This is a genomic window from Planomicrobium okeanokoites, assembly GCF_003428875.1.
Classification (GTDB): domain Bacteria; phylum Bacillota; class Bacilli; order Bacillales_A; family Planococcaceae; genus Planococcus; species Planococcus okeanokoites.
This window is the reverse complement of record NZ_QQRS01000002.1, coordinates 361,036-386,983: the sequence shown is the minus strand read 5'-3', so window position 1 is coordinate 386,983 and position 25,948 is coordinate 361,036. Positions and strand designations below refer to the sequence as shown.

The window sequence follows — 25,948 nt, the reverse complement described above, 5'->3', positions numbered from 1 at the left end:
TAAATACTGTCCGGAAAATGAAAATACTGTCCGCATTCGAAAAATACTGTCCGGAAGCCGGAAACGCCATAAAAATGCCAGTCCCGCACTCAAGCGGGACTGGCATTTAACATTCAATCTGATTAAAACGCAGAAGTCCATCCCGCATCTGCCACAATCACTGTGCCATTCACGAAGCTTGACTCGTCTGAACCAAGGAATACCGCCACTTGGGCAATTTCTTCCGGCTTGCCGATGCGGGGGATGACGCCTTGTACCGCTTGCAGGCGGCCCGCGCCGAATTGGCTGACATTCGACATGGTGGATGCGATATTGGTTTCGACGCCGCCCGGTGCAATCGCGTTGCAGCGGATGCCTGAGTTGGCATACATATAGCCGGTGTTTTTAGTGAAGCCGACAACGGCATGTTTTGACGCGCCGTACGCAGCACCGGCGTGAGCACCGTTCAATCCGCCTGTTGAAGCAGTGTTGACGATGACGCCTTTGCCTTTTTCAAGGAAGATCGGAATCGCTTTACGCGTGGCGCGCATGACGCCTTTCGTGTTTACATCAAAAATCAGGTCCCATTTTTCGTCCGTGATCTCGCCGGCTGGCTCAAAACCATCCATGATGCCAGCGTTATTGACCAGGATGTCCAACGTTCCGTATTCGTTCACTGCTGTATCAATCATGTTGTCGATGTCTTCCTGGCTCGTGACGTTCACTTTCACCGCTTTGGCTGTTCCGCCGTTCGATGAAATGCCTTGCACTACCGCTTCAGCGCCGTCGAAATTCATATCCGCAACGACCACTTTCGCGCCTTCTGCCGCATACAATTCCGCAATCGCCTTGCCCATTCCGGATGCTGCCCCAGTAACTACCGCAACTTTACCTTCTAATCTCATCAATAAAACCTCCTCATATTTAATGAACAAGTGTACAATAAAATTATATTCCCAAGAAGCAAGAACATTCAATAAACAAAAAAGATGATAATGTTCAGTATTAAACAAAAAGAGGGATTCTGTTCGCTAAGGAGTGAAAATATGAAAACGGATTTGCGGATCTCCAAAACAAAAGATGCTTTGCGGGGAGCCTTAATGCATTTATTGAAGCAAAAGGGCCTGAACTCGATTTCCGTCACTGAATTGTGCCAGCTGGCGAAGGTGAACCGGGGGACGTTTTACGCGCATTATGGCCAAGTTGAAAATCTGTTCGAGGAATACTTCAAAACAATCATGAAAGACTTGGCGGATTCCTATCAGGAGCCGTATAAGCATGTTCGGAACCTGCTGTCGAAAGACGTCAATCCGGCTACGATCCGCATCTTTCACCATATCGAGAAGTACGAGACATTCTATCGGATCGTTTTCTCGAAAACCGTGCCGCTGTCTTATTATTACCTGCTCTTCGACCATATCCAGACGTTGATCAGGGATGATGTAAGTGAACATTATCTCGATAGGCTCGATATTGATATCTCGATGGTCAGCGCCTATCAGGCAAACGCCATCCTAGGGCTTGCCATCGAGTGGCATCGACAGGATTTCAAGCAAAGCGCAGAAGACATGAACCGGCTGCTGGTCAGGATTTTAAGTATTTAATCGTATTAGGAAAAGAGGGTTTACATGAATAAAACGGAACATCCTGCTTTGTTGACAGCATCAGAATTGAAAGAAGTACTGAAGCAGATTCAAACTGGAAAAAGGGTATGGAACGAAGAAGATGGAGATATGCTCATCACATCGATGCTTGAGCATATGGGTTCAACAGACAGCACGCTGCGAGACGCATATATATACGGGACATTCTGTAAATTGGCGATGGACAAGAAACTGGACGACAGCTTGCTGAGTGCTTTGCTCGATACTTGCTTAACGGACGATATGCTGTTCAAAGGAATTGGGGAAGCAGGAACGGATTCGGTGCTTACGAGGTCTTTTACAACCTTGTTGATTGCTGTTGTACTTTACAGAGATAATGAATCAAGCTTTCTGTCAGAAGATAAAATAAACGAAGTGAAAAATAAAATGGTTAGCTATATCAATACTGAAAAGGATTTGAGAGGGTTTGTCGCTGGGAAAGGCTGGGCACACAGCATTGCTCACGCAGCGGATGTTTTCGATGAGTTGGCTAAAAATCGCTTCGCAAACGCAGAAATGTTTACAGAACTTTTGAGTCCGCTATGGAAAAAGGCTTTTGTTTCGGCTGGAGTCTATATCCATGATGAAGAAGAACGTATACTTAACCCGATTGTGGAAATGCTGAAAAAGGGACTGGACTTTCAAGTTGTTGAGAGCTTGCTGCAGAAAGTGCCTGCTGATATGGAAATGCGAAAAGCGCAGTTGGAAGAAGAGAATTACTGGTTTTTAATTGCCAATGCCAAGAGTTTCCTAAAAAGTTTCTACATCCAAATTGAAGATTCAACGGAGTTGTCAGAACTCCATAAGAGTATCCGAAGCTGTTTAGCTCAACTTTGAATACATTTAAATCGATGCATAAGGGGTGACTTTAATGGAGAAACTGGAGACTGACCGGCTTTATTTGCGTGAATTCAAAAAAGAAGATTGGAGCGCCGTCCATAAGTATGCATCGCTGGAACACGTCAGCAGAAATCAGCCATGGGGGCCAAATACTATAGAAGAAACGAAGGCATTTGTGGAGGAAGCTTTGAAGGATACAAAAAATGCGCCGAGAACCCGCTACCTCTTTGCAATCGTTTTAAAAGAACATAACGAATTGATAGGTGCGGTGGAAATAACGATCAGGAGCGTCGCCAATAAATCAGGTGAAATCGGCTATATCGTCAATCCTGATCATTGGGGCAAAGGCATAGCCACAGAAGCTGCGTCCATGATGATCGGCTTTGGTTTCAAAGAGCTGGAGCTTCACCGGATTTACGCTACTTGCGCTCCTGGAAATGAAGGTTCACGCAAAGTGCTTGAAAAGCTGGGCATGCGTTTTGAAGGCAGGATGCGGGATCATATTCTGTTGAAAGACGGCTGGCGCGACTCGGATCTGTTCAGTATATTGGCAGGCGAAAAAGCTCTTTGAAGAGTGAGGATGATAGCAGAGATGGATACACGGATTAAAAAAATAATAGCAGAACTTATTAAACAAAACGTGATAGCTACAGAGCCATCAAGATGTAAAAAACTGAGCGGCGGAACCGTCAGTGAGCTCTATCTTTTGAAAGTGGATGACTCAGAGTATGTGCTGAAGTTGAACGGGCCGGAAGTCACCGGGCCTGAAGCATTATTCCTGGATACATATAAAGAGGTGGGGATGCTGCCGAAGCTCCATTATCTTGATCCATCGAAAACTTTTATCGTTTATTCATTTATAAGTGGATCGACTGATTACAACGGGAGTAACAAGAAAAAGGTGTTGAAAGAGCTGGCTGAAGGTCTTATCAATCAGTATGAAAAAGTTGCGCCTGAATCAGGATGGGGCTGGGTGGATTCGCCGTCGACTTCCTGGCAGGAGTTTCTAGGGAACGAAGTGAGCCATGCGAAGGAAGCTATCGGATCTTCGCTTGGACCAGCTGATCATCAATTTATTGCCGGCCTCGTCGAAAAGGTTGGTGTGAAGACCGAAGCGTATCTGTTGCACGGAGACTGCGGTTTCCATAATTTCATATTCAATGAAGGGCAGCTGACAGGCGTTATTGATCCTGCTCCAGTCATCGGTATCCCGGTCTATGACTTTGTATATGCATTTTGTTCAACACCTGATGATTTAACAAAAGAGACTTTCGATTACGCAGCTCGCTTTCTGAGAGTAAGGCCGTCCGCTAACTATGACCTCGTGCTGATCGGCTTATATCTCCGAATCACATTGTGCGGCAAACATCATCCTGAAGATTTAACGTATTACATGGAGGCATGGTCCGACTGGCTGAAGATAGTGGAGAGGGAGAATGGATCTTAAGAAGATTAACAATTAAGGATTAATTCACAAATAAACTGAAACGTTTTGCAATTCTCCCCGTATTAAATAGTGAGCGATATAAATAAAAATCTGTTTAAAGGGGAGATGGACAAATGTTGGAATCAATCGGATATGCCACGCTGGGGATTGCGGTGCTGATTGTCGCAGTTCTGGCGGGTATCGGATACTTTTTCTGGGTAAGATTCCGTTACCGCACAGCCAAATCAAATGAGGCATTGATCATTACAGGACCGAAACTGGGGGATCCTGAAAAAGATACGAATATATTTACCGATGAAGAAGGAAGGTCCATGAAGATCATCCGGGGCGGCGGTTACCGGCTGCGCCGTTTCCAGACTTCCACACCGGTCAATCTGACTTCATTCCAATTAAAGCTTTCGACACCGCGCGTCTACACGATTGCCGGAGTGCCGATTGTGGCGGATGCGGTAGCCATGGTGAAAGTCGCCGATACACTGAACGGCATCGCCAATTACGCCGAGCAATTCCTCGGCAAAGAACAGAGCGAGATCGAAACGGAAATCATCGAAGTGCTGGGCAGTAACTTGCGTGCGATCTTGTCTAAGATGACGGTCGAAGACATTAACGGAGACCGCGAAAAATTCAATCAGGACGTCCAGGAAGTTGCGCAAAAGCAGCTGGATTTGATGGGCTTCAAAATCACTTCTCTTGGGCTGACCGATTTGCGCGATGCAGATGAGCAGAACGGCTATCTCGAAAACCTGGGGCGGCCGCGAATCGCTGAAGTCCGCAAACAGGCTGAAATCGCAGAGGCGGAGACTGACCGTGAAACGCGGATTCAGCGCGCGCGTACAGACCAGGAAGCGAAAGAAGAAGAATACAAACGCCAGATTGCAATTGCCGAATCGCGTAAAGAGAAAGACATCAAAGACGCTGCGTTCAAGGAAGAAACTGAACGGGCCCGGGCGAAATCCGAACAATCGTATGAGCTTGAAAAAGTGAAGCTCGCGAAAGAAATTCAGGACGAAGAACTGAACCTGAAATTCATGGAGCGGGAACGCGCCGTTACATTGGAAGAAGAAGAAAGTAAAGTACGGAAAACCAAAGCGGATGCTACATATTACGAAACCACCCGTGCAGCGGAAGCGGAAGCCCGCAAGTCGGTTATCAGCGGGGAAGCGAAAGCGAAGATCCGCCGCGACGAAGGTGCCGCCGAAGCGGAAGTTATCCGTGAACGAGGAAAAGCGGAAGCTGAATCACGTAAATTGCTTGCTGAGGCGATGGAACAGCACGGCGATGTCATCATCACCGAGAAATTGATCGATATGCTGCCGATATTTGCGGAAAAAGTCGCTGCACCATTGAACAATATCGATTCAGTGAAAATCATCGATTCCGGCAACGGCCAAGGAATCCCTTCATTCGGCCGCAGTGTCACCAAAACGATGGTCGATATGCAGGAGCCCCTGAAGGAAATGACAGGAATCGATATCGGGGAACTATTGAAATCCTATGTCGGCAAAACGCCGAACCAAGTCGTGCAGACTGCTCCGGCTCCGCAGTCTCGAAACGACGCGGACAATGATTTGCCAACTGAAGAGCAATCAGATCCGGAAGCAGATGATCAGTAATCCTCTTATATCCCTTTATCCACAGAAATAAATCTGTGGATAAAGGGATATTCTTTTTTATGTCGAATATCCACTGTGGATAAGTAAAAGTGGAATTCAGGCGTGTCTGTCTGCTGTTCCATTTTGCGACAGGAGGAGAATGGATTGAAGATTGACATGATCAAACATTCGGAATGGGCAGGAACCAAATTCACTCTGCATTTGCTTTCGCAGATCCTCGGGAAGATCAAATTGGAAACAGCACAGCAGGAACCTCAATGGGCACATGTGGCATTAGACGTTACAGCTGATGGTTTTAGCACTGGATTGTTATTCACACATAATCATGTTTTCCAGGTAGACGTTGATATTCAGAACAGCCGCATTCTGGTAAATACAGATGGAGACACGCAAAGCATTGGCCTCGAGCCGTCCAGATCGATCAAATGGTATTATGATGAAATTTTCAGCGCACTGTCATCCCGTGGAATTGATTTGAAAATCAATCCGAAACCGCAGGAAATGGCTTATACTACGCCTTTGAATGAAGACGATGCGCCGCTCGAATTCGATCAGCAGAAGGCCATGAAAGGATTCAGGCTTTTTCAATTTGCGTTATTGGAGCAAAGGAAATTTATCGCGCCGATGCGCTGCCGAAAAATGAAGCCCGCTTTATTTTGGGGGACATTTGATGTGTCACTGCTGATATTGCCCGGCATCATGGAACCGTTTCCGGAAGACCGGGTTATCGAAAAAGCCGCTTTTGATGAGCAGATGATCGAATATGGTTTTTGGCTGGGCGATGAGCAAACAGATATACCCGCTTTTTTCGTTCTTCCTTATCCATTCCAGTACAAGGATTTGAATTCGCCTTCGATAAAACCTGTTGAAGCGTTTTACGACGAAACGAAAAGTGAATATTTTCTCCTTTTGGATGCGGTTGCCGCGAAGGAAAATCCAAGTGAAGATATACAACAGTTCTTCCGTTCCACTTTTGATACTTTGGCTGCTGAACTGGGCTGGCAAGGCTGCGATTATTATTTCACTCCATTGAAAATGAAAGAGCAGGTAACTGAAAATTAACATGAGGGTCATTCAGTTTGAAAAGCATCCCGAATACAGTTATGTATGGGCATTATAATAGAAAGTGGGAAAGCTGCCTGGTGCGGCTTTTTCTTTTTTTTGCCACAAGAATTCTTATCAATTTTGAACGCTGGTGAGAAACTGCTTGCAGAACCAGGCATTTCATTATATGATGTAAAACGTAATAATTACTATTTACGAATAAATCATAATTTAGGAGGATAAATATGAGAGTGAACATCACGTTGGCATGCACCGAGACAGGGGACCGCAATTATTCGACGGTGAAGAACAAGCGCAATAATCCAGAACGGATCGAATTGAAGAAATATTGTCCGCGTCTTCGCAAAGTCACTTTGCACAGGGAAACAAAATAAAAAATTTTACGGTTTTATAAATCGTAATGATTACTAATAAGGGTTAAGGAGGTTGAGAAGGTGGCTAAAAAATCTAAAGTGGCTAAAGCCAGAAAGCAGGAGCAGATGGTGGAGCGCTATATCGATTATCGGAGAGAGCTGAAATCAAACAGAGAATATGAGGAATTGAACAAGCTGCCGAAAGATTCTTCGCCGGTAAGATTAAAAAATCGCTGCATGGTGACGGGGAGACCAAGAGGTTATATGCGCAAATTTGGCATGTCGCGCATCGCGTTCCGTGAACTGGCTCATAAAGGACAGATTCCAGGAGTCAGAAAAGCAAGCTGGTGACGAGCACAAAATTTAAAACGAATTGAGGAATGACAGATGAAAAAATTACTTTTGCCCCTGCTATTATTCATTTTCATAGCAAGTGCCTGTGGAAATACCGAAGAAGCCCAAACAACGGCTGATACTGAAAATGCAGCAACAGAAGAAAAGTTGAACATCTACACGACCGTTTACCCTCTTACATATTTTATGGAACGCATAGGCGGTGAGCACGTGAATGTACAGTCGATCTATCCGGCTGGTTCGAATGAGCATACATTTGAACCGACGCAACAGGACATGATTGCGCTTGCTGACGCGGACGCCGTGTTTTATATCGGATTGGGTCTTGAAGGTTTTATTGACAGTGCCCAAAAGACTTTAAGCAATGAAAATGTTGAATTTGTGGCGACAGCAGAATCGATTCCGGAAGCGGATCTTGGCGAAGGCCATTCGGATGAAGAAGAGCACGAACAAGGACACGAAGAAGGAACGGAAGAAGAGCACGACCACGCGCACGAAGAAGGAACGGAAGAAGAACACGACCACGGGCATGAAGTAGATCCGCATGTCTGGATTTCTCCAGTGCTCAGCCAGCAGATTGCGGAAGCCGTCAAAGATGAATTGGTTGAGCGCGACGGCGAAAATGCCGAAGAGTACGAAGCTAACTATGAGCAATTGGTTGAAGAACTGAAGAAGCTGGACCAGTCGTTTGAACAGATGGCAGCTGCAGCTGAACAGAAAACATTCTTCGTATCCCATTCCGCGTTTGGTTATTGGGCAGATACGTATGGTCTCGAGCAAGTGGCTGTCGCGGGATTGAACAGCCAGGACGAGCCGTCTCAACAGGAGCTTGTTGAGATCGTGAAGCAGGCGGAAGAGCTGAACATCGATCACATCGCTTTTGAACAGAATGTATCTTCGCGGCTGACTGAAGTGATTCAAAATGAGATTGGAGCGGAAGCCGTTCAATTACACAATTTGAGCGTACTGACGCAAGGTGAAATCGATGCAGGCGAAACTTATTTTTCATTGATGCAGAAGAATCTTGAAGTGATGGACGAAATCCTGCGGCAATAAAATAAAGAGTTGTGTACTGTCTTCGATGACCGGATGTTGGAAGGAGAACAGCGAAACAAAGCGAATTCTATACAGGAAGAAAGTAAAACCATCGAAAAGAGGTGCCTGTATGAATTTTCGCTTTGACGAAGCTATACAATTGCTGGCGCGGACACCGGCCAGCTTGGAGGCGTTTCTTTCCGGCTTGCCGGAGGGATGGATCCACTGCAATGAAGGCGAAGGAACCTGGAATGCGGAAGAAGTGATCGCCCACCTGATTGAAGCGGAGCTAAGCAACTGGATTCCGCGTATTGAGACGTTGCTCCAGCAAGGGGAAAGCCAAACTTTTCCGCCGTTTGACCGGTTCGCTCATTTGGATACCACAGCCGATACCACGATTGAACGGAAACTGGCCGCATTCAAGGAAATACGCATGACCAATCTGGAGAAGCTGAAAGAATTGGTGGATCCTGAGGAAGATCTGGATTTGCGGGGGATGCATCCCGAATTCGGCTCCGTCACTTTAAGGGAGTTGCTCTCTACCTGGGTCGTGCATGACCTGACGCATATTTCACAAATCACGCGCGTCATGGCCGAAAGATACCGGCAGGATGTCGGTCCGTGGGAGCAATATTTGAGTGTTTTGAAAGCGGAAAAGTGAATTAATAAAAAAGCGCCTCACTCTACAATTAGAGTGAGGCGCTTTTGCCTTAGAAATGGGAGAATCGCTGATAAACTCCAAAAAATCGCCGATAAACCTCGAAAAATCGCCGATAAACCATCAAAAATCGCCGATAAACCATCAAAAATCGCTGATAAATCCGACACCGCAATTTTTTATTCCTTCGAAATCAAATCAGCAATCAGGATAAAGCGTTCGGGTGCATCAGAACCGATGAAATCAAACGGGTAGCATGTCGAAACCGTCAGCGTAGCTTTGGGTTTCGGCACGATCACCGTGCGGTCATCTGCGTCCACAATCCGGGTTTTTCTCACCTTATAGGTGAATTTCCCGGCGGATGTTTCGACAATCAGCAAGTCGCCTTTGCCGACTTCACCCAATTCGCGGAACACGGTGTCCATATGACCGGAAAGAACCGTATTGTCCTTTTCCCCGGGCAAGACACTGTCCGCAAAATGGCCGACGCCTTTCAGCAGCTCATCTTCATCGGTGCCGTGAAAAATCGGCAATGTCGCGCCGATTACGGGAATCTTCAAATCACCGATATTTTCGCCTATTACGGGACGCACCGGATAAAGGACTTCATCTTCTTCTTCATCTTCTTCCGGCAGGCTGATCGCTTCCGTGGAAGTCGCCGTCTTGGCACTGACTTCCGTTTCATTGACCTGGCCGGTTTTAAAAAGCAGATAGCCCTTCAGGAAAGTGGCGGCATTTGTGCCGCTGAACCAAAGACCGAATGCAATCATTGATAAAGCCAGGACCGACAAAATCATTTTTTTGCGGCCGGCCCCTTTGTTGCTTTTAGTTCTCATCAATCAGTTGCTCACAGTTTTCATGCGGCGGAACAAAAGGAATCCGATCAATACGAACGCAAATCCGACTAATGTGTTGCTTACATAATCAGTAGCGGTTTTCGGAAGTTTTCCGCCTTTGGTTGTTTGTACAGCTTTTGTATCTTTTTTCACGGACTTCACTTCTTTTTTCACTTCTTTAGTTTCTTTTACAGGAGCTGCAATCACTTCTTCAACGACTTCAAGGTCTTTGCCAGTTTCTTCAATGATCTCAGATCCGAACATTTCAGCTGTCAAGACGATGTCAGCAAGGAAAGTGCCTTCACGATCGAAGATTTCAATCAGCAAATCTTTACCGTTTGTCGTTTCCAAAGCCAGCAATGCAGTCAATGTAAGTGCTGTTTTTTCTGTGCCGTCAGTCAGGTAGTACTTTGTTTCAACTTCGAACAAGTTCATCATGTCATCGAAGATATCCAATAGGATCGCGATTTCTTCAGCGTCCAGGTCATCTGCGCTTTCAAAGTAAGGTACAGCATCCAAACGCTGCAATAGAGCATCTAATTGATCTAAAAATGTTTCATCTTCAAAGTTCAATGTAATAAAATGTTCAAACAGGCGGTCCAATTCTTCTTCAGTAAGACCGACTTCTGTAAAGATGTCCAAATCATTCAGGTCGATATAGTTTTCATCATCCAAGTACCATTCCACATAGAAATAAAGATCTTCATTGAATATGATATACATATTGCTGTCCAATACATCCTGGCCTTCTTCAATATCACCGTATTCGACAAGCAATGCATTCAGTTCTTCACGCGTCAAATCGAAATCTTTCATTACTTTCTGAACGCCTTCTTCAGACAATGGCGTCCCTAATTCCGAGACGTCAGAGAAATATTCAAGGCCCCAGTCTTTGCTGTCAAGGTAAGCCAGGTAATCTTCTTTAGTCCAGTTGATGCTTTCCAGGAATGCAGTGAATTCTTCGCCGTCTTCATCAATCATTCCGAAGTCTGCAGTCAAATAATATTCTGTAAAGAAATACAATTCTTCGTTGAAGATGAGGTAAGTTCCATCCAGAACGTCTTCGCCTTCTTCGATATCACCAAACTCCACCAGCAACTCGTTCAATTCTTCACGAGTCAGTTCGAAGTCTTCCATGACAGTCTGAACGCCTTCTTCAGACAATGGGGTTCCGAGCTCAGATACATCACCGAAATCATCCAGGGACCAGTTTTTTTCCATCAGGTAATTTATATAACTCTTTTTGGACCAGTTGATTTCTTCAAGGAATTTTTCAAACTCAGGATCATCTTTCGCAATCGCGAACGTTGAAGCAGGTAAAGCGGAAACCACCAATAATACTGCCATCAATAAAACCAATAATTTTTTCATCTCTTTCCCCCATCTAACAAAATTGTGATATCCAGAAAATTATAATAGGGAAATCTTGAAGGTTATATAGGCACAAAGACCTTTATTTCAAAAAAGTTCCAAAATACTGTATTATTTATACCAATGTGAAGTAATGGGGGAAACGGAGGTCTTTAAAAACATGATAAAAGCAGTCATCTTCGATTTGGACGGAACCTTGCTGGACCGCGATAAATCAGTGGAAAAGTTCGTTTCAAATCAATATAGGCGATTAATTGAGGTGCTGGGTCATATTGATCAGACGGATTATATGCAGCGCTTCATCCAACTGGATGATTACGGATATGTCTGGAAAGATAAGGTCTACCAGCAGTTAGTTGAAGAATTCAATATCACAGAGATTTCTCAGGAGCAGCTGCTGGAAGATTATTTGGCTCATTTTGCCGCGCATTGTGTTCCTTTTCCGCATCTCATCCAGATGCTTGAGAAACTGAAGGCACAACAGCTTCAAATCGGCATGATCACGAATGGTTATACGGAATTTCAGGCAGGCAATATCGAGGCTCTCGGCATAGAGGAATACTTTGATGTGATTTTGATTTCTGAAAAGGAAGGCTTGCGGAAACCGGATAAACGGATATTTGAAAGAGCGCTGGAACATCTTGGCGCAGAAGCGGAGGAGGCAATCTTTGTCGGCGACCATCCGGCGAACGATGTGGCAGCGTCCGCGGGTGCTGGGATGATAAGTGTCTGGAAGCGGAATGCTCAGTGGGAAAATGCGAAAGCTCATTTTACCATCGACGCTCTGGATGAAATTCCAGGGATTGTTCAGGGGTTAGAGCACCAAGCGGAACTTGGAATAAAACCCAGCAACTAAACAAGCACATTTCCATTTATGTTAGAATGCAGGAAATATAACGATGGGGAGCTGCAGTAAATAAAAAGAAGTTTCTATAGAAGAGTTTTCGCAAGCCGGCTAGCAGACGGGGTCCCCGCAACGCAGTAAAGTCGGCAGGTTGCTTGAATAAGATAAAAAAAGTGATCCAACCTTTCACTAAACAACGTTATATAGCTATGATCGAGGAAGAAGCCGGATTTCTTGTAAGCGACTCTGAATCTTAACGGTCCGTTCGAATGCATTTGGAGAAAAGAAGGCTGATAGCAGTAAAATCAACAGGTTTTAAGGTTTTTAATCGCTTTTCGCCTGCGAAAAGCATCAGTTCAAGCCGTTTTCTTTTAATGTTAGAGGAGGAGGAAGTGTTTTTTCTTTCAGACTGGAGTGTTGGAAATTATATCAACGTTCAGGAAAATATATCAACGCTCCAGCGATTATATCGACGTTCAGGAGATTATATCGACGTTCAGAAAATTATATCTCCGTTCAAAAAATTATATCAACGTTCAGCATTCGCTCCACACAAATCACCGCATTCCAGCGGCTTCAGCAGATGAGGAGGCAGCAAATGAAGACAATTCGAATTATCCTGATCATCATTTTATTGGCAGGAGTCATTTACTGGCTGTGGACCGGCAGCGAGCGGTTCCTTCCATATGTGATGCTGGCGGCATCGGCTTCTGCGTTTCTTACGACTTATGAAGAACTATCAAAAAGCTGGAAAAGCGTGGATGGCTATCTCGCGCTGGTGACTTCCCTGATATTCGGCGCATACGGCATTTCGTTGCTGATACGGTAGTTCGCAGCCGTCACTTATGGTTTTATTCACACAAATTTAACATCATGAACAAATGTGACGCAGCAATATCACATACTATTAGAAGGTCAGTAAAATTCAAAAGTCTAAACGGATAGAGGGAGCACATCATGAAAAAATTTATAGCAATCGCATTTCTATTATTATTCTTGCCGGTCACGGCACACGCACATTCAGGTTTATCTTCTTCCACACCAGCGGAAGGCGCGACACTTGAAGGATCGCCGGAAGAAATCCAATTCCTTTTCGAGTCGCCTATCCAGCAAGGGGATATGATAATAAAAGATGAAGCGGGCAATACGATTGAAGTTGCCGACATCAGCTTTTCTGAAATGGAATTGACTGGCCAATTGGCGGACGAACTTCCGAACGGTGCCTACACAGTCGATTGGAGTGTAATCAGCCAGGACAGCCATGAAATTACAGGGACTTTAACATTTAATATCGCAGCGGAAGAAACGGAAGTAGCGGCTGAAGAAGAAACAACAACTGAAGAAGCTGCAGAAGAGCCGGCTTCAGAAGAAGCAACAGAAGCAACTGAAACAACAGACGTTGCTTCGGAGGAGCAGTCAGCCGAGGAAGATTCTGCATCAGCTGTTGAGCCTGCAAAAGCGGAAACGCCTTGGGTGACCATTCTGATCATCGCCATTTTGGCAATCGCGGCAGCTGCATTCTTCGTGATGGCCAGAAGAAAATGATCCTGTTTACCATCCTTTCTGATTTTCTGCTTTACCTGGTCATGTCATTTTTGGCTGGTGTGCTGGTTCTGCAATTTGTTCCCGAGCACCTGAAGCCGAAAATTTCGATTAGAAACTCAGCGGTCCTGCTGGGGATTGCATCCATTCCTTTTTTGTCGGCGGCTCCGGCAATCCAATTGCTCGGCTTGTTGCTGAATAATGCCAGTTTCGGTTCCGCAGTCTGGACATCTATCACCGAATTCCAGGTCGGCCAAAGTTTCGCGTTCAGCATTTTTCTTTCATTTTTCTGGTTCGGCGCAACAGCCGTCAATAGCTCGAAATACATTCAGGCATTCTGGTTCCTGTTGTCCGTCCTCAATATGGGATTCGGCAGCCATGCCGCATCACTCGATTTTCTGCCCGGCCTGTTCAGCCACACCATCCATTTTTTATCGCTGACGCTATGGGCAGGAGTGTTGATCCTGGTTGCCTGGGGTGCACCGGCACTTACGAATTGGCGCAGCTTCCTGAAATGGTTTACACCGTTCGCATTCAGCTTGATGGCCATTATCCTGGTGAGTGGTTTCGTTGTCTGGCTGCTGTTTTCAAAACCCGCTGACTATGCGGCTTCCTGGGTGCTGCCTTATGGCCAGATGCTGCTCTTGAAGCACTTGAGCATCCTGCCTTTATTGGTGGCGGCTTTCCTTAACGGCTTTGGCAATAAAGCGAAGGAACCTTCGCACAATCTCTTGAAGCTCGAAACTTTCATGCTGGGGCTGGTTTTTCTTTCTACCGCTGTCATGAGCAAGCTGGCGCCGCCGCATAACGTCAACAACACATTTTTGACAGAAGGGACGGCTCCGCTGCTCGAAAGCCTGATCGGTGAACAATACTTGCCGATCACACCGGAATTTGTCTTCTCGCTTAACGGCATCCTGCTGTTATTGATCGGTGCGCTGGCAATCGGCCTGATGATCATGAGCTTCTTTAAAAAGATGCCTTTATGGCTGTCATTCATCTTTGGATTCGGTTTTATCGTAAGCGTGTATCTGGGCTTAATGTTGAATATGAATTTTTAAGGAGTGGGGAAATTGCTGGCAATAAAACATGGAAACCGGGCGCTTGTGCTTGTCCTGCATGAAATCTATGGAATAAATGATCACATGGAATTGGCTGCGGCTTCATTCGCGGAGCAAGGGTTCGATGTTTTAGTACCCGATCTAATTGACAGAAATCCGCCGTTTTCATATGATCAAAGCGAAAGGGCCTATCGAAACTTTATGGATGCTGTCGGATTCGACTCTGCTTTTGAACAGGTAAAAAAGCTGCTTGCTGAAGAGGCAAAAGATTACGATGAAATACATATTGTCGGATTCAGTGTCGGGGCGACTGTCGCCTGGCTTTGCAGTCAATTGGACCATATTGCCAGCGTAACAGCATTTTATGGATCAAGAATCCGGGACTACCGGGAAATTACGCCGCTTTGTCCAGTGCTCCTGATTTATGGCGAGCGTGAAAAGTCGTTCAATGTAGCTGATTTTATAGCCGAAGTTGCCGACGGTTCCATTGAAGCAGTGAGTTTACCTGGAGAACATGGTTTTGCAGATCCTTTTGCGCCGGTATTCGATAAAAATTCCCGCCAAAAAGCGTTGGATTTATTGAAAAATTTCCAAAAAACCCATTCCACTATATTAAATTGAACCGTAATATTGCCGTCCTGAAGTCATGACTTCACGGGCGGTTTTTCTATGAAATCGTATAACAACAGGCTTGGGGGAGCACACGGAACCGAATGACAAAAAGTATTTCGTGTTACAAATATTATTTTCTGATAAATCTATTAAAAATATGATTAGGGGTTTAAATGGAGGGTAAATATGTAAGAAGAAATATATATTTGTAAGTTTATAGGAGGTGCTAGTTGTGGTTGGTAAATCTGCGGTATATGGCAACTTAAGAATGGAAGAAAAAGATCTGCTGAAGAAATCACGGCAATGCTTCGCGGGACAGGACGATAAAAGTATAAGGAACGGGGAGGTATTCATGATTTATTTCCTGAATAACTGCTCGTCGGAAGGTGTTTTATTTAAGACGATAAAAGAAATCACTACAGATTTGAATATGTCGCATGCAGCTTTGACGCGGGTGTTGAAAACCCTGGAAGACAAACAATTCATCTATCGCCGCAATGGCATGATCGGCTTGCACCAGGCATAACCGGCCACAATCGGGGAAACTGTCCAACTAAAATATATGGAAAAGAGGTCATGGAAGATGGTGAATGCGCTCAGTGGATTACGTGACTTGAGGAAAGCCAAAGGAATGTCTTCCAAAGAACTTGCCCAGCAAATCGGCGTCGCAACCAGCGCGATATGGGCATACGAAAACGGCACCAAACAAATTTCGGAAGATCACGCCGAACGTCTGGCAGCCTTTTTCGACGTTCCGATGGAAACATTGCTTACGGAATAAATGAAAACAGCCAACCTTATTGACGGCATAATCGAGAAGGAAGGGGACTTCATGAAAAACACCGAAACTTCAACTAATCATTTTTACAGGGAAAGAGCCTTTACTGAATTTACTGAAAGACTGAGTGGGCATGAGCAGGAAATTGCCAAAAACGCCTTATGGGAGATTCAGGTGCTGAAGCGGGAAGTTCAATTATTGCGGCGGGACAAGGATACGCTGCTTCATGATAAAAAAGAGCTGAAGGAAGAGTTGAAAAGCGAAAAGTACCGTTCGAAAGAAATGCTTCGCTACTTCAGCCGGTGGACCGAGGAGTACGCGAAAATCATTAAAATTCCGATTAACATGGAAAACGAATCACATATTCGCCAGCATTATTTTTCATTGCGCGAATCGGCAAAAAACCTGGTTCACAGCTGCCGGCGCAAATTGAAGGAAATCGACTTTGCGATGGAAGAACAGGACAAGCCGACTTTCAAGCGCCATTGACTGGGCCCGGCGCTCACAGCATGACTCCACTAGATAGCAATGGAAGGGACGAAACCGTATGTTGAACTTTGGTATAAGAGAGGTGGGAATCGATCTTGGTACCGCCAACACCTTATTAGTGCTTCAAAACAAAGGAATTATTATGCGGGAGCCGTCGATGGTGGCGGTGGACGGCGGAAATGGTGAGGTGATAGCTGTCGGAAGGGACGCTTATGAAATGAACGGACGCACTTCCGGCGGTATTAAAGTCAGCTATCCGATGCGCTGGGGCGTGATTGCGGATCACGAAAAAGCCATTGTGATGATAGCCCGCTTTTTGAAGGAAATCACCAAAACCGTCGGGAATTTAAAGCGGAAAATCTTTGTTATCAGTGTGCCCATCGGCATTACCTCGGTCGAGAAACGGGCAATCATCGAAGCGGCCAAAAGGGTGGGTGCCCGGGAAACACTGACGATAGAAGAGCCTTTGGCGGCGGCTATTGGAGCCAATCTTCCTGTGTGGGAACCTGAAGGCCTGATGGTGGTGGATATTGGCGGAGGAACTACAGAAATGGCGGTCATTTCGTCAAATGGCATTGCTGTCAGCCAGTCCCTGAAGAATGCGGGGCAGGCGATGGATCGTGTAGTGGCAGAGTATATCCTGAAAAACTACGAATTGAAGATTGGTTCCCGGACAGCAGAACAATTGAAAATCCGTCTGGGGACGGCTTATGGACTGATTGATGGAAAACGTGAAGAAACAATGGAAATCGGCGGGAATGACCTGATGACCGGCCGGCCGAAAACGATTGAAATCACGGGGCTGGATGTAGAAAAAGCACTGGAAGAAACAGTAGCAGGCATTATCAACGGCGTGCGGCGAACACTGGAAGTCACGCCACCCGAACTGGCAGCTGATCTCCACGACCGGGGGATTGTCCTCACCGGCGGCGGGTCTCTTTTGCATGGGCTAGACAAGAAGATGGCTGAAGAAATCAAGGTGCCGGTCATACTTGCGGAAAATCCGATGGACTGTGTTGCGCTCGGCACAGAAAGAGCGATGCGCAATCTGGACAGTTTGCGGCTGGCTTCATCTTAATGGTGGAAGCGATAATTGTGTTAAATCAGTGTCCGCCTCCATAATGGTCAGTGTTCCCATCCCCTGCAGTATAATTAGAACTTTCACCCGGCTTTGCATGTGAGTTGATCGACTTCAGCGCTGTGTTATTATTCCGTTTTCTTCTCCAATCAATAAAACCTGCGAACCCAATCATGCCGAATATCATTACGAAAAACCACGTCATTTTCGGACACCTCCATTTTTTGATAATTCTATCTTCATTGTACCAGAAAACTGGAAACAAAAAACAGGAGCGTTCTCAATTGAGAATTCTCCTGTTTTATTCGCTTGGAAGCGGTACTTGCTTAGCAGTTTGCGGTGCCGGTAATGCAGCCGTCTTTTCTTTTGCCGTTGCTTTGACCGGCGGATTCGCCATCAAAGCAGCTGCCATGCCCATTGCCGGGAACAGCATCAAAGCCCAGAGAATTTCCGCGTAGCCGCCGAATACGTCGAAAGCAATGCCGAGCGGCAACGGGCCGAGCGCCGAACCGGTGACGATCATCGCCATCGAAATGCCGCTGATGCTGCCGATGTGTTTGCGTCCGAAATAATTTGGCCAGACAACTGCCATGACGATGCGTTCCATCCCCATACTGATGCCCCATACCAGACCAAAGATAACGGCAGCTGCCATGAAGTTCGCATTTTGCAGCAGCAGGAGCGAAACGATTTCGCCGGCAAACACCAGCACCAGCATATACTGCACTTTTACTTTATCGAGCAGCAAGCCCGTCAGGAAAGTGACTGGCAGACCAATCAGCGCCGTTAAACTCAGGATGCCTGCAGCGGCTTCAAGTGACAGCGAATTTTCCTTGAAAATAGACACCAGGTGAAACGTCAATCCGGTGTTCACAATACCGGGGATGGCGGCACAGATGAGCAGAAGCCAAAAAGCGCGTGTTTTGGAAGCTTCGCTGACAGACCAGCTGACTTCTTCGACCGGCTTTTTCTTTTTATCCGCTTTTTCCGCAGCTCCGTTATCCGGCAGCAAACCGACATCTTCAGGAGAATTCCGAATCAGGAAAAGGGCGAGCGGTGTGAACAGCACAATGATGATCGCGCCAAGCACCATCCAGGACATGCGCCAGCCGAACGCTTCAATCAGCCAGACATTGAGCAGCGGAAACGCCGCTGAACTGACCAGTCCGCCGATTGCAGCGATGCTGAGTGCGCGTCCCCTCTTTTTCACAAACCATTGGGGAATCAGTGAATTCGAAATCAGCGCCATCGAACCTTGTCCCAATAAACGGATGAAGAAGAAACCGATGAACAGCATAAGCAGACTGGTGACGAAACTGTTGAACAGACAGGCAACCGCCAGTAATCCCGATACGATCACCGCCATTTTCCTCGAACCATTCCTGTCGATCAGCCGTCCCACGAAAAACAGCAGAAATCCCGCAGCTAGCGTTGCGCCTGAATAGATGCCGGAAACCGTCGAACGGCTCCAGCCAAAGTCCTGTATATAATAATCGATGAAAATCGAGTTTGAATAAGTTTGTCCGGGACCTGAGAAGAACTGCGATAACGCCGCAATCGCGACGATCACCCAGCCATAGTGGAAGTTGTTGGGGGCGAATTGTTTCATCTTAAAATTGCATCTCCAGTTTATTTTTTATTCCGTAATACAGCATCGATATGTATATTTAATACGCAAACATCAGTTTCTTATCATAGCATAATTAATTTTGAAATAAAGTATATAAGACTACAGTAATAGAAATGAAATCTATCTGATAATTGTTATTTTCAGATAATCATTTATCCCTTTCATATTTGTGCTGGATTGCTATAATCGAGAGAGTGGATTTTAAGAAAAAATGAAATCTGCCATTGCCAAAACATACTGGCTAAGATATAGTTTAGAAATACAATATTTAGTGTATAGTACATAAGAAAACACAATATATAGTAAAAACCGATAACGAAGGTGCCTGAAAAGGCTTAATAGGGAAGCCGGTGAAAATCCGGAGCTGTACCCGCAACTGTAAGTGCTGACGAGCTATGGAAACCACTGTCGAAAGATGGGAAGGCCATAGCAAAGGATGACGCACAAGCCAGGAGACCTGCCTTCGTTATATGTTAATTGCCTTCTCCGGGAGCTGGGGGGTGTAACGATGGTCTTAACAGGAACCGAAGCAATTTTCGGCTGCTCCATTCCTTTTATGCTGCGTTATTCAACCCATCCTCTCTCCGGAGAAGATGGGTTTTTCTATGGTTGTTTTTTATTCGGAAGGGATGATGATTTAATGGAACAGCAGATTTCAGCGGGCATATCGAGGACAATTCAAACGAGGCTGGTGCTGCCGCCGGATACGAATCATATGGGCACGATTTTTGGCGGAACGGTGCTCGCCTATATTGATGAAATCGCTGCGATCACGGCGATGAAGCACAGCGGCAAAGTCGTGGTGACGGCATCGATCGATTCAGTCAATTTCCTGTCATCGGCAAGGATCGGCAATGTGCTGATCCTGGAAGGCGTGGTCATTTCAACCGGCAGGACTTCGATGGAAGTGTATGTGAAAGCGGAATGCCAGGATATTGAAACGCGCGGACGCACGCTGACGACCACCGCCATCCTGACAATGGTGGCCGTCGATGAAAACAGCAAGCCGACGCCTGTTCCCGGAGTCATCCCTGAAACGGACAAAGAAAAGAATCTTTTCAAAAGTGCACAGGCACGGAAAGAACGCCGTATGAAACTGAACGAATTCGCGAAGGAGCTGGTCTGATATGAAAATGGGAATCTCAACAGAAATGGATGCAGTCGAAAAAGCATTGGAACGTGCAGAGCGGTTGCATGGTCTCGATACTACAGCGTTGCGCAATAAAATCGGCGAGCTGGATGGCAAGATTGATACGGAACAATCCATGCTTTATGCGCTGAACCGCATTTCGATGGATGAACCGAAATGGACATTTCTTGCAGCAGAACTTTATTGCAGCGAGCTTTATCGGCAAGCGGCTGCGAGCCGCGGCTACGAAGCGCAGGAAAAGTACGGTGATTTCTATCAGCTTGTTGAAAAACTCTCACGTATCGATATTTATTCGAATGAGTTGCTGGCAGCTTATTCCGAAGCGGAAATCAGGGAACTGGGTGCAGTCATCGAGCCGGAACGCGACCAATTATTCAATTACATCGGCTTGTTCCTGTTGGCGGACCGCTACCTGGCAAAAGATTATGAAGGCAATCTCCATGAATTGCCGCAGGAGCGCTTTTTGGTCATTGCGATGGCGCTGATGCAGAACGAGCCGGCTGACAAGCGGACGGAACTTGTGCGGGAAGCTTACTGGGCTATGAGTAATCTGTATATGACGGTGGCGACGCCGACTCTGTCGAATGCAGGCAAAAGCTTTGGCCAATTGTCTTCCTGCTTTATCGACACGGTGGATGATTCGCTGGACGGCATCTACCTGAACAATTGGGACATTGCGCGGCTCAGCAAAGACGGCGGCGGACTCGGCATTTATTATGGCAAAGTGCGCGCGCTTGGATCGGACATCAAGAAATTCAAAGGCAATTCATCAGGCATCATCCCGTGGATCCGCCTCGTAAACGATACGGCGGTCAGCGTCGATCAGCTCGGGCAGCGTCAGGGAGCGGTGGCGGTTTACCTGGACGTTTTCCATAAAGACATCATGAACGGCTTCCTGGATCTGAAAACGAATAACGGGGATGAGCGCCGGAAAGCACATGATATTTTCACGGGTGTTTCAATTCCGGATCTGTTTATGGAGAAATTGAAGGAAACGGATGAAAATGGCCGCAGTGTCGGCGAGTGGAACACATTCTGCCCGCATCAGGTTAAGCAAGTGATGGGCTGGAAAGATGCGAACGGCAACGCACTTGGTCTGGAAGATTTCTATGATGATACCGACCGTGCCTACTTCACCGAAAAATATGAAGAAGCGGTTGCTAATCCTTTATTGCCGAGAAAGACGTACCGGGCAATGGATATCATGGCGCGCATTATGGTGTCACAGCTTGAAACTGGCACGCCGTATATGTTCTACCGCGATGAAGTCAACCGCCAGAATCCGAACAAGCATCTGCGTGGACGTGGATTGACGTCGATTTATTGCAGTAATTTGTGCAGCGAAATCACTCAAAATATGTCAGCTACCACAATTGTCAAAGAATTCACGGACGAAGACGGCAATCTGGTGATGGTACGCAAACCGGGCGATTTCGTGGTCTGCAACCTGTCATCGATCAATCTGCCGCGCGCGGTGAAAGCGGACGTTCTAGAGCGCTTGGTGCCGATTCAGATGCGCATGCTGGATAATGTCATCGACTTGAACACGATTTCTGTAGGGCAGGCCGATGCCACGAATAAAAAATATCGCGCAGTTGGTCTCGGAACTTTCGGCTGGCATCACTTATTGGCGCTTGAAGGCATCCACTGGGAAACGGAAAGAGCCGTTGAATTTGCGGATAAATTATATGAAGAAATTGCCTATCACTCTATCCGCTCGTCGATGGAACTGGCGAAAGAAAAAGGCAGCTATAGTGAATTTGCCGGCTCGGAATGGCAGACGGGCGAATACTTCAGCCGCAAAGGCTATGAAGGTGAGAAATGGCAGGAGCTGCAAAAAGAAATCACCGAACACGGCGTCCGCAATGGCTGGATGATGGCTGTTGCACCGAACTCGTCGACCGCAAAAATCGGCGGCTCCACAGACGGAATCGATCCGCTCTATGCCGTGGAGTATGCGGAAGAGAAGAAGAACTTCAAATTTAAAGTGACAGCGCCGGATCTCGATCACCGGACGTATGATTATTACCGCCGTGCGAGACATGTACTGGATCAGAAATGGAGCATCCGCCAAAATGCGGCGAGACAGCGCCATATCGACCAGGCAATCAGCTTCAATCTGTATGTACCGCATACCGTGAAAGCGAAGGAATTGCTGGAACTTCACCTGGAAGCATGGCAGCAGGGATTGAAAACGACTTATTACGTACGCAGCACTTCACAGGCAGAAATCGAAGAATGCGAAGCGTGCCAAAGCTAAGGGAGGACTAATGATGGCAATCGATTCACCATTAACGAAGATCAAATTGCTCAACCCTGAGCACCCAAATAAATCGACAGGCATACTGAACGGTAAATCTTCCGGATTATTGAATTGGAACGATATTGCCTATCCGCAGATGTACGATTTGTATCAAACGTTACTGTCGAATTTCTGGAAAGCGCAGGAAATCAATATGCAGGACGACATCAAACAATGGGATCACCTGACGGATACGGAGCGCGATGTCTTCCTGCGCATCAATACGCAGCTGGCCTCTCTCGATTCCTTGCAGACGCCGACAATGACGATGGCGATGGATTATGTGACCGACTCAAGTTTCAAAGCGATTTTTGCGGTCATCTCGCAGCAGGAAGCGGTCCATAACGAATCGTATTCCTATATTCTGAGTTCGCTTGTGTCGGTCGCTGAGCAGAACGAGCGCTTCAACCAGGCGAAAAGCGATCCGGTCGTGCGGAAGCGCAATGATTTGATTCTTGATGCTTACGAAGAATTCCGCCAGAACCCGACGCCGCAGACTTTATTCCAGCTGGGCATCAATTCGATCAACCTCGAAGGCATTTATTTCTATGCCGGCTTTGCATTCTTCTATCACCTGGCGCGTCAGCAGAAGATGCTGAAAACGAGCACGATGATCAGTTATATCCAGCGTGACGAGATGCAGCATGCTTACTTCATCGGTCAGTTTGTCCGCATCCTATTGACGGAAAATCCCGAGTTGAATAATGAAGAGAATATCGCTTATATATACCGGACGGTGGATCAGGCCGTACAGCTTGAAAAAGAATGGGCCGAGTATATCCTGGGGGATATCGAAGGACTCGATTTGGATGAATTCGGCGATTACGTCGAATATCTTGCAAATAAACGGTTGCGCCAGCTGGGCATGAAAAATCTCTACGAAGAACGCAGCAATCCCATGCCATGGATCCAGGTATTCGGCGATGATATGATGAACGGCACGAAATCGGATTTCTTCGAACAGAAATCGCGCACGTATTCGAAAGTGTCCCAATCCAATGGGTTTGATGAATTGTAATCAGAAAATCGCTCTTGTCTATGCATCGGTCACCGGCAATACTGGGGCGGTGGCTGAAGTTTTGACGGAACGTTTCCGGGCTGCAGGCTTTTTGCCCGACGTCTATGAGATCGATCATTTCGATATAAATAAACTCGGACGTTACGATATAGTTATCGTCGGCACGTATACATGGGGAAGCGGAGAAATTCCGGCAGAGATGCAGGAGCTGTTTGAAGCATTTGAAGAATTGCGGCGTCCCGAACTGGTGACGGCCGTGTTCGGGACAGGGGACAGCTTCTTTGCGGAATTCTGCGGAGCGGTCAACCGCTTCCGTGACATGCTGTATGTTCACACTAATTTGGCTGCGACGCTGAAGATCGAACTGATGCCGCAGGAACAAGATCTGGTGCGGTGTGAAAAGTTTGTGGAAGCAGTGGTCAGGCGACTGGTGGAAGCTGATGAAAAGAGAAAACGCAAAGCGACTTGAAAGTGGAGTCGCTTTGCGTTTTTTTGACGGATTTATGGAGAATTGCTGATAAATTAGAAAAAATCGCTGATAAACGTCTGAAAATCGCCGATAAACCCAAAAAAATCGCCGATAAACAGGGAAAAATCGCTGATAAATCCTCAGAAATCGCCGATAAACGTAAAACCCCGACAAGCCTCCCACATTTCATCAGAAAAAAATCTACCCTTTTATGTCACGTCGTGATATAGTCAAGGTATGACATAGTGAAAAAGAGGGCTGCCCGTGGAAATCCAGAAAATGCTGAAGAAATATGTGCCGATGACCGAGACGGCTTTTTATATTTTATTGTCATTAACGGAGCCGCGGCATGGCTACGGCATCGTCAAGCATGTGGAAGATATTACAGCCGGCCGCCTGGTGCTTGGCTCCGGCACGGTTTACGGCACGTTGACGAAGATGCAGAAAGATGGCGTGATCACGGTGTTCGCTGATGAACAGCGGAAGACCGTCTATGAGATCACAGATGCCGGCAAAGAATTGATGAAAGTGGAAATAACGAGGATTAAAGAAGTGCATCGCAATGCAATTGCGTTCGAGGGGGAATTCGGATGAAGAAAATTTACAGGCCATTCTGGAGTTATGATGTGAAGCAAACAGAAGACTGGCTGGCAGAGATGGCGGCACAAGGGTTGATCTTTACCAAGCTGAACCGTTGGACGCGCTGCTTTTATTTTCAGGAGCAGGAACCGGCGACTCGCGTGTACCGCATAGCCTATAACAAGATGAGTTCGTCCGTATTGCCGAAAACGCTGCAGGCGGAAGGCTGGGAAAAGGCTGGAACCGCAGGCAACTGGGAATTCACTTTTAATGAGCAGCCCGAAAGCGCTATAAAAACATCACCGATTCGTGAGGGGATCATTAAGCATAACCGCATGATTACATACATTTACTATGGAATTTCCTTTTATGTCGCCGGTATGCTGATGGCGAATATTTCAATGCTCGCTTCTTCCTACAGACAGGACGGCGGCATTAATATAGTGGAAAGTCCGCTGTGGATCCTGACATTTATCTTCTTCGCGATCCTGTTGGGAACCATGGTTCTCGGAATTTATTCGATCGCCAAAATCACCGGGACGAATAAGGAACTTGATGGAACGACAGATGGATTCTGGCCAGTCGATGAAATCGATCAGCAGGGTGAAAAGGAATTGAAGAAGGCCGGGCGCTGGGTGACGAAGGTAAAATTCAGCTGGATGTATTCGCCCGATAAAATGGAACAATGGCTGGAGTCGATGGAACAGCGCGGTTTAAACCTTTACCGGGTCAATAAAATCGGTACCATCTTCCACTTCGTTAAAGGTGAGCCCCGCCGGATTGCATACAGTATAGATTATCAGCGAGGGCCGACCGAGAGTTATTTTGCCATCCACCGGGAAGCGGGATGGCATGAAGAGTTCACTTCGTTTTCGAATATGGAGAAGTGGACGATCTGGAGCAAAACTTATGGTGAAACCGAAGAGCGGCCGCAACTGTACAGCGATCAAAGCAGCCGGCTCAAACACGCAAAAAGGATTGCGCTGACTTATACGGCCATGTTCTCGCCGCTTGTTGCTTTCTATATTTATTTCATCATCAATATTATGAGTAGTGCAGATACAATTCAGGATAGGTTTTTATGGAACAGCAGCGGCATGATGCTTCTGGCAGTACTGATATTTGGCACATTCATCGTGCGCATCTGGTCATATTATGGCCGCTTAAGAAAACAGGCAGCCGCCTGGAGTAATTGAAACAGT

At 46.4% G+C, this 25,948-nt stretch carries 30 protein-coding genes and 1 riboswitch; of the genes, 25 read left to right on the top strand and 5 right to left on the bottom strand.

Features of this window, described 5'->3' with window-relative positions:
• Positions 1 to 122: 122 nt before the first annotated feature.
• Entirely contained in the window at positions 123 to 884 is a 762-nt protein-coding gene (locus tag D2910_RS06810) for an SDR family oxidoreductase (protein ID WP_101801223.1), read from the bottom strand.
• 141 nt (positions 885 to 1,025) lie between these two features.
• On the opposite strand from D2910_RS06810, the gene D2910_RS06805 reads away from it, so the two are divergent.
• The 10 genes from D2910_RS06805 to D2910_RS06760 all read left to right on the top strand — a co-directional run bounded on the left by D2910_RS06805 (position 1,026) and on the right by D2910_RS06760 (position 8,990).
• Positions 1,026 to 1,583, top strand: a complete 558-nt coding sequence (locus D2910_RS06805; protein ID WP_117312859.1) for a TetR/AcrR family transcriptional regulator — start codon at positions 1,026 to 1,028, stop codon at positions 1,581 to 1,583.
• Between the two features lie 24 nt (positions 1,584 to 1,607).
• Positions 1,608 to 2,459, top strand: a complete 852-nt coding sequence (locus tag D2910_RS06800) for a DUF2785 domain-containing protein (protein ID WP_117312858.1) — start codon at positions 1,608 to 1,610, stop codon at positions 2,457 to 2,459.
• 34 nt (positions 2,460 to 2,493) lie between these two features.
• The gene (locus D2910_RS06795; RefSeq protein WP_117312857.1) at positions 2,494 to 3,033 is read left to right on the top strand and encodes a GNAT family N-acetyltransferase; all 540 of its coding nucleotides are present in this window, start codon (positions 2,494 to 2,496) and stop codon (positions 3,031 to 3,033) included.
• Between the two features lie 21 nt (positions 3,034 to 3,054).
• Positions 3,055 to 3,909 carry a phosphotransferase family protein gene (locus tag D2910_RS06790; RefSeq protein WP_165850150.1) on the top strand — a complete coding sequence of 285 codons (855 nt, stop codon included), beginning with the start codon at positions 3,055 to 3,057 and terminating at the stop codon, positions 3,907 to 3,909.
• Between the two features lie 113 nt (positions 3,910 to 4,022).
• Positions 4,023 to 5,522 (top strand): flotillin family protein, encoded by a 1,500-nt coding sequence (locus tag D2910_RS06785; protein WP_240633565.1) that lies wholly within the window; start codon positions 4,023 to 4,025, stop codon positions 5,520 to 5,522.
• 144 nt (positions 5,523 to 5,666) lie between these two features.
• On the top strand, positions 5,667 to 6,584 hold the full coding sequence (locus D2910_RS06780) for a DUF5996 family protein (protein WP_117312855.1): 918 nt from the start codon (positions 5,667 to 5,669) through the stop codon (positions 6,582 to 6,584).
• Positions 6,585 to 6,811: 227 nt separating this feature from the next.
• Positions 6,812 to 6,961, top strand: coding sequence for a 50S ribosomal protein L33 (rpmG, locus tag D2910_RS06775; RefSeq protein ID WP_112221669.1), 150 nt, complete (start codon positions 6,812 to 6,814; stop codon positions 6,959 to 6,961).
• Between the two features lie 60 nt (positions 6,962 to 7,021).
• Positions 7,022 to 7,291 (top strand): 30S ribosomal protein S14, encoded by a 270-nt coding sequence (rpsN, locus tag D2910_RS06770; protein ID WP_117312854.1) that lies wholly within the window; start codon positions 7,022 to 7,024, stop codon positions 7,289 to 7,291.
• Positions 7,292 to 7,327: 36 nt separating this feature from the next.
• Positions 7,328 to 8,350 carry a metal ABC transporter solute-binding protein, Zn/Mn family gene (locus D2910_RS06765; RefSeq protein WP_117312853.1) on the top strand — a complete coding sequence of 341 codons (1,023 nt, stop codon included), beginning with the start codon at positions 7,328 to 7,330 and terminating at the stop codon, positions 8,348 to 8,350.
• Between the two features lie 109 nt (positions 8,351 to 8,459).
• Positions 8,460 to 8,990, top strand: a complete 531-nt coding sequence (locus tag D2910_RS06760; protein ID WP_117312852.1) for a DinB family protein — start codon at positions 8,460 to 8,462, stop codon at positions 8,988 to 8,990.
• A 176-nt stretch (positions 8,991 to 9,166) separates the two neighbouring features.
• Here D2910_RS06760 and D2910_RS06755 read toward each other — a convergent pair whose 3' ends face one another.
• Both D2910_RS06755 and D2910_RS06750 read right to left on the bottom strand, forming a co-directional pair.
• Positions 9,167 to 9,826, bottom strand: coding sequence for a class D sortase (locus tag D2910_RS06755; RefSeq protein ID WP_422762735.1), 660 nt, complete (start codon positions 9,824 to 9,826; stop codon positions 9,167 to 9,169).
• Positions 9,827 to 11,194, bottom strand: a complete 1,368-nt coding sequence (locus D2910_RS06750; protein ID WP_117312850.1) for a processed acidic surface protein — start codon at positions 11,192 to 11,194, stop codon at positions 9,827 to 9,829. It lies immediately after the preceding gene.
• A gap of 160 nt (positions 11,195 to 11,354) precedes the next feature.
• Here D2910_RS06750 and D2910_RS06745 point away from each other — a divergent pair, with 160 nt between their 5' ends.
• The 9 genes from D2910_RS06745 (at position 11,355) to mreB (ending at position 17,598) form a co-directional block, all read left to right on the top strand.
• The gene (locus tag D2910_RS06745) at positions 11,355 to 12,050 is read left to right on the top strand and encodes an HAD family hydrolase (protein WP_117312849.1); all 696 of its coding nucleotides are present in this window, start codon (positions 11,355 to 11,357) and stop codon (positions 12,048 to 12,050) included.
• Between the two features lie 586 nt (positions 12,051 to 12,636).
• Positions 12,637 to 12,867, top strand: a complete 231-nt coding sequence (locus tag D2910_RS06735; protein WP_117312847.1) for a hypothetical protein — start codon at positions 12,637 to 12,639, stop codon at positions 12,865 to 12,867.
• Between the two features lie 128 nt (positions 12,868 to 12,995).
• Positions 12,996 to 13,583 (top strand): copper resistance CopC family protein, encoded by a 588-nt coding sequence (locus D2910_RS06730; protein WP_117312846.1) that lies wholly within the window; start codon positions 12,996 to 12,998, stop codon positions 13,581 to 13,583.
• On the top strand, positions 13,508 to 14,641 hold the full coding sequence (locus D2910_RS06725) for a copper resistance D family protein (protein WP_133299079.1): 1,134 nt from the start codon (positions 13,508 to 13,510) through the stop codon (positions 14,639 to 14,641). Before D2910_RS06730 ends, D2910_RS06725 begins: the two co-directional genes overlap by 76 nt.
• 12 nt (positions 14,642 to 14,653) lie before the next feature.
• A complete protein-coding gene (locus tag D2910_RS06720) occupies positions 14,654 to 15,262 on the top strand; it encodes a dienelactone hydrolase family protein (protein ID WP_165850149.1) in 609 nt (202 codons plus the stop codon).
• 223 nt (positions 15,263 to 15,485) lie between these two features.
• Complete coding sequence (locus tag D2910_RS06715) at positions 15,486 to 15,779, top strand: MarR family transcriptional regulator (protein ID WP_240633564.1); 294 nt, start codon at positions 15,486 to 15,488, stop codon at positions 15,777 to 15,779.
• Between the two features lie 57 nt (positions 15,780 to 15,836).
• A complete protein-coding gene (locus tag D2910_RS06710; protein WP_165850148.1) occupies positions 15,837 to 16,034 on the top strand; it encodes a helix-turn-helix domain-containing protein in 198 nt (65 codons plus the stop codon).
• A 51-nt stretch (positions 16,035 to 16,085) separates the two neighbouring features.
• Positions 16,086 to 16,520 (top strand): hypothetical protein, encoded by a 435-nt coding sequence (locus D2910_RS06705; protein WP_133299078.1) that lies wholly within the window; start codon positions 16,086 to 16,088, stop codon positions 16,518 to 16,520.
• A 58-nt stretch (positions 16,521 to 16,578) separates the two neighbouring features.
• Positions 16,579 to 17,598 (top strand): rod shape-determining protein, encoded by a 1,020-nt coding sequence (gene mreB / locus D2910_RS06700; RefSeq protein WP_117312842.1) that lies wholly within the window; start codon positions 16,579 to 16,581, stop codon positions 17,596 to 17,598.
• Between the two features lie 25 nt (positions 17,599 to 17,623).
• On the opposite strand, the gene D2910_RS06695 is transcribed toward mreB, so the two are convergent.
• Positions 17,624 to 17,803, bottom strand: a complete 180-nt coding sequence (locus tag D2910_RS06695; RefSeq protein ID WP_117312841.1) for a hypothetical protein — start codon at positions 17,801 to 17,803, stop codon at positions 17,624 to 17,626.
• Between the two features lie 96 nt (positions 17,804 to 17,899).
• Positions 17,900 to 19,207, bottom strand: a complete 1,308-nt coding sequence (locus D2910_RS06690) for an MFS transporter (protein WP_117312840.1) — start codon at positions 19,205 to 19,207, stop codon at positions 17,900 to 17,902.
• A gap of 323 nt (positions 19,208 to 19,530) precedes the next feature.
• Positions 19,531 to 19,707: riboswitch (cobalamin riboswitch) on the top strand.
• A 161-nt stretch (positions 19,708 to 19,868) separates the two neighbouring features.
• On the opposite strand from D2910_RS06690, the gene D2910_RS06685 reads away from it, so the two are divergent.
• From D2910_RS06685 to D2910_RS06655, 6 genes are all read left to right on the top strand, one after another.
• Complete coding sequence (locus D2910_RS06685; RefSeq protein WP_117313070.1) at positions 19,869 to 20,354, top strand: acyl-CoA thioesterase; 486 nt, start codon at positions 19,869 to 19,871, stop codon at positions 20,352 to 20,354.
• 1 nt (position 20,355) lies between these two features.
• Positions 20,356 to 22,638 carry a ribonucleoside-diphosphate reductase subunit alpha gene (locus tag D2910_RS06680; protein ID WP_117312839.1) on the top strand — a complete coding sequence of 761 codons (2,283 nt, stop codon included), beginning with the start codon at positions 20,356 to 20,358 and terminating at the stop codon, positions 22,636 to 22,638.
• 13 nt (positions 22,639 to 22,651) lie between these two features.
• Complete coding sequence (locus D2910_RS06675; protein WP_117312838.1) at positions 22,652 to 23,698, top strand: ribonucleotide-diphosphate reductase subunit beta; 1,047 nt, start codon at positions 22,652 to 22,654, stop codon at positions 23,696 to 23,698.
• Positions 23,679 to 24,167, top strand: coding sequence for a flavodoxin domain-containing protein (locus tag D2910_RS06670; RefSeq protein WP_117312837.1), 489 nt, complete (start codon positions 23,679 to 23,681; stop codon positions 24,165 to 24,167). The genes D2910_RS06675 and D2910_RS06670 overlap by 20 nt, the downstream gene beginning before the upstream one ends.
• Before the next feature lie 264 nt (positions 24,168 to 24,431).
• Positions 24,432 to 24,761: a PadR family transcriptional regulator gene (locus tag D2910_RS06660; protein WP_205854590.1), complete on the top strand. Its 330-nt coding sequence runs from the start codon at positions 24,432 to 24,434 to the stop codon at positions 24,759 to 24,761.
• The gene (locus D2910_RS06655) at positions 24,758 to 25,942 is read left to right on the top strand and encodes a DUF2812 domain-containing protein (protein WP_117312834.1); all 1,185 of its coding nucleotides are present in this window, start codon (positions 24,758 to 24,760) and stop codon (positions 25,940 to 25,942) included. The genes D2910_RS06660 and D2910_RS06655 overlap by 4 nt, the downstream gene beginning before the upstream one ends.
• Positions 25,943 to 25,948: the final 6 nt, after the last annotated feature.

Coding starts and splice junctions, on each gene's coding strand:
- D2910_RS06810 (WP_101801223.1), bottom strand. CDS start 884: ATGAGATTAGAAGGTAAAGTTGCGGTAGTTACTGGGGCAGCATCCGGA.
- D2910_RS06805 (WP_117312859.1), top strand. CDS start 1,026: ATGAAAACGGATTTGCGGATCTCCAAAACAAAAGATGCTTTGCGGGGA.
- D2910_RS06800 (WP_117312858.1), top strand. CDS start 1,608: ATGAATAAAACGGAACATCCTGCTTTGTTGACAGCATCAGAATTGAAA.
- D2910_RS06795 (WP_117312857.1), top strand. CDS start 2,494: ATGGAGAAACTGGAGACTGACCGGCTTTATTTGCGTGAATTCAAAAAA.
- D2910_RS06790 (WP_165850150.1), top strand. CDS start 3,055: ATGGATACACGGATTAAAAAAATAATAGCAGAACTTATTAAACAAAAC.
- D2910_RS06785 (WP_240633565.1), top strand. CDS start 4,023: ATGTTGGAATCAATCGGATATGCCACGCTGGGGATTGCGGTGCTGATT.
- rpmG (WP_112221669.1), top strand. CDS start 6,812: ATGAGAGTGAACATCACGTTGGCATGCACCGAGACAGGGGACCGCAAT.
- D2910_RS06765 (WP_117312853.1), top strand. CDS start 7,328: ATGAAAAAATTACTTTTGCCCCTGCTATTATTCATTTTCATAGCAAGT.
- D2910_RS06760 (WP_117312852.1), top strand. CDS start 8,460: ATGAATTTTCGCTTTGACGAAGCTATACAATTGCTGGCGCGGACACCG.
- D2910_RS06750 (WP_117312850.1), bottom strand. CDS start 11,194: ATGAAAAAATTATTGGTTTTATTGATGGCAGTATTATTGGTGGTTTCC.
- D2910_RS06745 (WP_117312849.1), top strand. CDS start 11,355: ATGATAAAAGCAGTCATCTTCGATTTGGACGGAACCTTGCTGGACCGC.
- D2910_RS06735 (WP_117312847.1), top strand. CDS start 12,637: ATGAAGACAATTCGAATTATCCTGATCATCATTTTATTGGCAGGAGTC.
- D2910_RS06730 (WP_117312846.1), top strand. CDS start 12,996: ATGAAAAAATTTATAGCAATCGCATTTCTATTATTATTCTTGCCGGTC.
- D2910_RS06710 (WP_165850148.1), top strand. CDS start 15,837: ATGGTGAATGCGCTCAGTGGATTACGTGACTTGAGGAAAGCCAAAGGA.
- D2910_RS06705 (WP_133299078.1), top strand. CDS start 16,086: ATGAAAAACACCGAAACTTCAACTAATCATTTTTACAGGGAAAGAGCC.
- mreB (WP_117312842.1), top strand. CDS start 16,579: ATGTTGAACTTTGGTATAAGAGAGGTGGGAATCGATCTTGGTACCGCC.
- D2910_RS06695 (WP_117312841.1), bottom strand. CDS start 17,803: ATGACGTGGTTTTTCGTAATGATATTCGGCATGATTGGGTTCGCAGGT.
- D2910_RS06690 (WP_117312840.1), bottom strand. CDS start 19,207: ATGAAACAATTCGCCCCCAACAACTTCCACTATGGCTGGGTGATCGTC.
- D2910_RS06685 (WP_117313070.1), top strand. CDS start 19,869: ATGGAACAGCAGATTTCAGCGGGCATATCGAGGACAATTCAAACGAGG.
- D2910_RS06680 (WP_117312839.1), top strand. CDS start 20,356: ATGAAAATGGGAATCTCAACAGAAATGGATGCAGTCGAAAAAGCATTG.
- D2910_RS06675 (WP_117312838.1), top strand. CDS start 22,652: ATGGCAATCGATTCACCATTAACGAAGATCAAATTGCTCAACCCTGAG.
- D2910_RS06670 (WP_117312837.1), top strand. CDS start 23,679: ATGGGTTTGATGAATTGTAATCAGAAAATCGCTCTTGTCTATGCATCG.
- D2910_RS06655 (WP_117312834.1), top strand. CDS start 24,758: ATGAAGAAAATTTACAGGCCATTCTGGAGTTATGATGTGAAGCAAACA.